Source organism: Nocardiopsis sediminis (assembly GCF_042650565.1).
GTDB classification, from domain to species: Bacteria; Actinomycetota; Actinomycetes; order Streptosporangiales; family Streptosporangiaceae; genus Nocardiopsis_B; species Nocardiopsis_B sediminis.
Genome location: NZ_JBHSBH010000024.1, coordinates 1 through 6,155, shown reverse-complemented (window position 1 = coordinate 6,155; position 6,155 = coordinate 1). Strand labels below are relative to the sequence as shown.

Here is a 6,155-nt window from a genome sequence, read left to right as displayed (position 1 = left end):
GCGCGCGTGCGCTGTCGGAGTTCGTGGACTGGGACCTGTTCGACGTCCTCCACCAACGCCCCGGAGCCCCCACCCTGGACGCCATCGAGGTCTTGCAGCCGGTGACCTTCGCCGTCATGGTGTCGCTGGCCGCGCTGTGGGAGTCCGTGGGGGTGAGCCCCTCGGCGGTCGTGGGCCATTCCCAGGGCGAGGTCGCCGCCGCTTACGTCGCGGGCGTCCTCACGCTGGAGGACGCGATGCGCGTCGTCGCCCTGCGCAGCCGGCTGTTCGCCCAGGAACTGACCGGGAAGGGCGGGATCGGGGCGGTCGGGCTGCCGCCCGATGAAGTGGCGCGGCGAATAGCGGACCGGGACGGTTCGCTGTGGGTGGGCGCGACCAACGGGCCCGGGACCTGCGCCGTCTCGGGTGAGCAGAAGGCCCTGGAGGAGTTCGTCGCAGGGCTCCGGGAGGAGGGCGTGCGCGCGCGGGTCATCCCGGCGACGGTCGCCTCGCACTCCCCGCTGGTCGAACCGCTGCGCGAACGGCTGCTGGAGCTGCTGGGCCCGGTGGCCCCCCGGGCGGGCAGGGTCCCGTTCTACTCCACGGTGACCGGCGGCCTGATCGACGGCAGCGGGCTCGACGCGTCGTACTGGTACTCCAACGTGCGCGAACCGGTGAACTTCGCGGGGGCAGTGGAGGCGCTGATCGGCGACGGCCGGAGCGCGTTCGTCGAGGTCTCCGCGCACCCGGTGCTGGGGATGAGCATTCAGGACGTCCTGGAGGGCGCCGGCCGGTCCGGGTCGGTGGTGGGGTCGCTGCGGCGCGACGAAGGGGACGCGCGGCGGTTCCTGCTGTCGGTCGGCGAGGCGTTCGCGGCCGGTGTGGACGTGGACTGGGCCACGGTCGTGTCGGGGATAGGGCACCGGGAGGCGCTTGAGCGGCAGGAGGCGGAGAAGCCCGAGGCGGAGCCCGCCTCGACGCCGGTGGAGCTGCCGACGTACGCCTTCCAGCACGAACACTTCTGGCTGGAGGCGACGCCGGAGACCGACGCGGGCGGCCTGGGCCTGACCCCCGCCGATCACCCGTTGGTGGGTGCCGCGGTGGAGCTGCCTGATGAGGGTGGTGTGGTGCTGACGGGGCGGGTATCGGTGTCGTCGCATCCGTGGCTGGCCGACCACGGCGTCGGGGAGACGGTCGTGTTCCCCGGCACCGGGTTCGTGGAGCTGGCGGTGCGTGCGGGTGATGAGGTCGGCTGCCCGGTGGTGGAGGAGCTGACGCTGGAGGCCCCGCTGGTGCTGGGTGCCGACCCGGTGGCGCTCCGGGTCGTGGCCGGCGGAGCGGACGAGACCGGACGCCGCCTCGTGTCGGTGTACTCCCGGGCGGTTTCCGCATCGGGATCGTGGGTGCGGCACGCGTCGGGCGCGCTGGTCGCCGGTCGTTCGAGTGGGGCCGGGTTCGACCTGGTGGAGTGGCCTCCGGCGGGTGCGCGCGAGGTCGATGTGACGGGCCACTACGAGGGCCTGGCCGCTCAGGGGTACGGGTACGGTCCGGCGTTTCAGGGGCTGCGGCGTGCGTGGACGCGTGATGGTGAGGTGTTCGCCGAGATCGCGCTCGACGAGCGCGAAGCCTCCGAGGCGGGTTCGTTCGGGATCCACCCCGCGCTGCTGGACTCCGCACTCCACGCCTCCGGCGTCGCCGGCAACGCGTCGGGCGACGGCGTGGAGCTCCCCTTCGCGTGGTCCGGCGTGGAGCTGTGGGCATCCGGGGCCGACCGGGTGCGCGTGCGGGTGCGGACCGCCGAGGACGGTTCGATCTCGCTGGACATCGCCGACGCCACCGGCCGGCCGGTCGGGGTCGTGGACGGCCTGGCATCGCGGCCGGTCCCGGCGGGCGGCCTGGCCGCCACCGCCGGTGGAGGCGACGACGCCCTGCACCACCTGAGCTGGGTGCCGCTGCCGGGTGACGCGCCGGCACCGGTGAGCGAGGTCGCCGTGGCGGGGCGGGTGTGGCCCGGCCTGGCCTCGGCGCTGGAGTCCGGTGGCAGCCGCGTATCGCGCTACGAAGACGTTGCGGGGCTGGCGGCCAAAGTGGCCGCCGAAGAGGGCGCACCCGGGACCGTCGTGGTCTGCCTGGACGTCCCCGGCGGCGGGAATGGCGCGGACGCCGGTTCGGGCTCGGGGGACGTCCCCGATGCCGTGCGCGGTGGGCTCGCCGAAGCGCTGGGCGTGGTGCAGGCGTGGCTGGCCGATGACCGGTTGGCGGAGGTGCGGTTGGCGGTGGTGACCCGGGGTGCGGTGGGTGCGCGTGCCGGGGACGGTGGTCCGGGGCTGGTGGGGGCGGCCGTCTCGGGGCTGGTGCGTTCGGCGCAGGCGGAGTCGCCGGGCCGGGTGCTCTTGGTGGATGTGGACGCGACGACGGAGTCGCTGGACGCGTTGGCGTCCGTGCTGGGCCTCGCGGACGAGCCGCAGGTGGCGGTGCGTGGCGGCGAGGTGCTGGTACCGCGCCTGTCCCGGGCCGACGCCACGCGCGACCTCCCGGTGCCCGCCGGTTCCGACGCGTGGCGCCTGGACGCGGAGGTGAAGGGGTCACTCGACGACCTCGCCCTGATCGAAGCGCCTGAGGCCGACCGCGCCCTGGATGCGGGCGAGGTCCGCGTGGAGATCCGCGCCGCCGGCCTGAACTTCCGCGATGTCGTCGTGGTCCTCGGCATGGTGCCGGAGCAGGGTGAGCCCATCGGCGGTGAGTTCGCGGGTGTGGTCAGCGAGGTCGGTCCCGGGGTCGAGAACTTGTCGGTCGGTGACCGGGTCGTCGGTGTCGGCGAGGCGGCGTTCGGTCCCCGAGTGGTGAGCCCCGCTGTACTGGTGGCCCCGATGCCGGAAGGCTGGGGGTTCGCTGAAGGCGCCGGAGTCCCCGTCGCCTACACCACCGCCTGGTACGGGCTGGTGGACTTGGCGGGTGTGGGCGCGGGTGACCGGGTGCTGGTGCATTCGGGTGCCGGGGGTGTCGGTATGGCCGCCATCCAGATCGCGAAGAGCCGCGGTGCCGAGGTCTTCGCCACCGCCTCCCCGGGCAAGTGGGACGTCCTGCGCGGCCTGGGCTTGGGAGATGACCGCATCTCCTCGTCCCGCGACCTCGGCTTCGCCGAGAAGTTCGGCGCGGTCGACGTGGTGCTGAACTCGCTGGCCGGGGAGTTCACGGATGCGTCCCTTGCCCTTCTGGGTGAGGGTGGCCGGTTCATCGAGATGGGCAAGACCGACCGCCGCACCCCCGAGCAGGTCGCCGAGGCGTATCCGGGTGTGGTGTACCGGACCTTCGACCTGATGGACGCCGGAGCCAACCGTGTCGGTCAGATGCTCGATGAGGTGCTGGCGGCCTGCGCGGCAGGCGAGCTGTCCCCGCTGCCGGTGCAGTGCTGGGATGTGCGCCGGGCGGGGGAGGCGTTCCGGTTCATGGCCCAAGCCCGCCACCGCGGCAAGATCGTCCTCACCATCCCCCGCGCCCTGGACCCCGACGGCACCGTCCTGATCACCGGCGGAACGGGCGGGCTGGGCGCGATGCTCGCCCGCCACCTCGTCACCCGACACGGCGCCCGTCATCTGCTGCTGGCCTCCCGCCGCGGACCCGACGCCGAAGGCGCCACCGAACTCGTCGCAGACCTGGAAGCCGCGGGCGGCGTGGTGGAGGTCGTGGCCGCGGATGTGTCCACCCGTGAGGGAGTGGAAGACCTGCTCGAACGGGTGCCCGAACAGCACCCGCTGACCGGGGTGTTCCACACCGCCGGCGTGTTGGCCGACGGTGTTGTGTCCTCCCTCGACACCGATGCCTTCGATCGGGTGCTGGCGCCGAAGGCCGATGCCGCCTGGTGGCTGCACCAGGCCACCGCCGGCATGGACCTGGCGACGTTCACCCTCTACTCCTCCTCCGCCGGATCGCTGGACAGTGCCGGCCAGGGCAACTACTCCGCCGCCAACGCCTTCCTCGACGCCCTCGCCCACACCCGCGTCCGCGAAGGCCTCCCGGGCCTGTCCCTGGCCTGGGGGCTGTGGGAACAGGCCAGCGGTATGAGTGCCCACCTCACCGGATCCGACATCTCCCGCATCGAACGCTCCGGATACCGCCGCATCACCAACACCCACGGCATGCGCATGCTCGACGCCGCCACAACACACGCCGAACCCTTCGTCCTCCCCCTCCCCATCGACCCCCGCACCCTCGCCACCCGGGACGGTGGTGTTCCTGCGGTGTTGCGGGGGCTGGTGGCGGCGCCTGCGCGGCGTGCGGTCCGCGCCACCGCCACCGCCACCAGCGGGGCCTCGGGTGGCGGGTCGGCGCTGGAGGAGCGCCTTGCGGGGCTGCCGCTGGCCGAGCGGGAGCACGTGGTCGTCTCTCTAGTGCGGGCGGAGGCCGCCGCCGTGCTGGGGCACTCTTCCCCCGACGCCGTCGCCGCAGGACGCCCGTTCCAGGATCTCGGGTTCGACTCCCTGACATCGGTCGAGCTGCGCAACCGGCTCGGACGCGCCGCTGGGACCCGCCTTCCGGCCACAGCGGTCTTCGACCACCCCACTCCCGCCGCGCTGGCCGGGTTCCTCTTGGAGCGTCTGGGCGGAGCCGTGTCGAAGGACGCGGCCCCGGTGCGTGCGACGGCCTCGGTCGCGTCGGCTACGGCCGAGCCTGTGGCGATCGTGGCGATGGGCTGCCGCTACCCCGGCGGGGTGGCCTCGCCGGAAGACTTGTGGGACCTGGTCGTGCAAGGCGGATCGGGGATCTCCCCCTTCCCCGACAACCGCGGGTGGGATCTCGACGGACTTTACGACCCCGATCCCGACCGGGCCGGAACGGCATACGTCCGCGAGGGCGGGTTCCTGGAAGGAGCGGGCGACTTCGACCCGGGGTTCTTCGGGATCAGTCCGCGTGAGGCCGTGGCGATGGACCCCCAGCAGCGGCTGCTGCTGGAAGTGTCGTGGGAGGTGCTGGAGCGGGCCGGGATCGACCCTGCCGTTTTGCGCGGCAGCCCGACCGGCGTCTTCATCGGCGGCACCCACACCGGCTACGGCGCCGAATCGGATTCGGCCGACGCCGAGGGCTACCTGATGACCGGCAACTCCACGTCGGTGATGTCGGGCCGGGTCGCCTACACCCTGGGTCTTGAGGGACCGGCGGTCACCGTCGACACCGCGTGCTCGTCGTCGCTGGTGGGCATCCACCTGGCGTGCGAGTCGCTGCGCCGCGGCGAGAGCACCCTCGCCCTCGCCGGCGGCGTGACGGTGCTACCTTCTCCGGAGCTGTACATCCAGTTCAGCCGTCAGCGGGGTCTGGCGCGGGATGGTCGCCTGAAGGCGTTCTCCGACGACGCCGACGGCACCGTGTTCTCCGAAGGCGTGGGCATGATCCTGCTGGAACGGCTGTCCGACGCCGAGGCCAACGGGCACCACGTTCTTGGGGTGATTCGCGGCAGCGCCATCAACCAGGACGGCGCCAGCAACGGGCTCACGGCCCCCAACGGGCCGTCTCAAGAGCGGGTGATCCGCCAGGCCTTGGCGAACGCAGGCTTGGAGCCGGGCGACGTCGACGCGGTCGAAGCCCACGGCACCGGCACCACCCTCGGCGACCCGATCGAAGCCCACGCCCTCATGAAGGTCTACGGGGACCGCGCCGAGGACAGCCCTCTATGGCTGGGCTCCGTGAAATCCAACATCGGGCACAGCCAGTGCGCCTCCGGAGTCGCGGGGGTGATCAAGATGGTGATGGCCTCTCGGGAGGGTCTGCTGCCGCAGACCCTGTACGCCTCGACGCCGTCCACCCACATCGACTGGGACGCCGGGCAGGTGCGGCTGCTGGACGAGGCCCGGCCGTGGCCCGAGCACTCCGATCAGCCCCGCCGGTCCGGGGTGTCCTCGTTCGGGATCAGCGGCACCAACGCCCACATCATCCTCGAACACACCCCCGACCAGGCCGCGGCGGCCGAGGCTCCCGCCCCCAACGAGATCAATGCCGACTCTGTGGTGGAGGCCGCCGCGCTGGCGTTGCCCACCGTCCCCGTCCTGCTCTCAGCGCCGGACGCCTCCCGGCTGCCCGCTTACGCCGCGAAGCTCGCCGAGCACCTGGCCGCCAACCCCGGCCACACCCTCCACGACACCGCGCTGGCCCTGGCCACGACCCGCACCCACCACCCCCAC

Annotated in this window: 1 protein-coding gene; it reads left to right on the top strand. The window is 72.8% G+C overall.

Going from position 1 to position 6,155, the window contains the following annotated elements; all coding sequences use genetic code 11:
- A partial coding sequence (locus ACFOVU_RS28920) for an SDR family NAD(P)-dependent oxidoreductase (RefSeq protein WP_378538636.1) occupies positions 1–6,155 on the top strand: 6,155 nt, incomplete at both ends.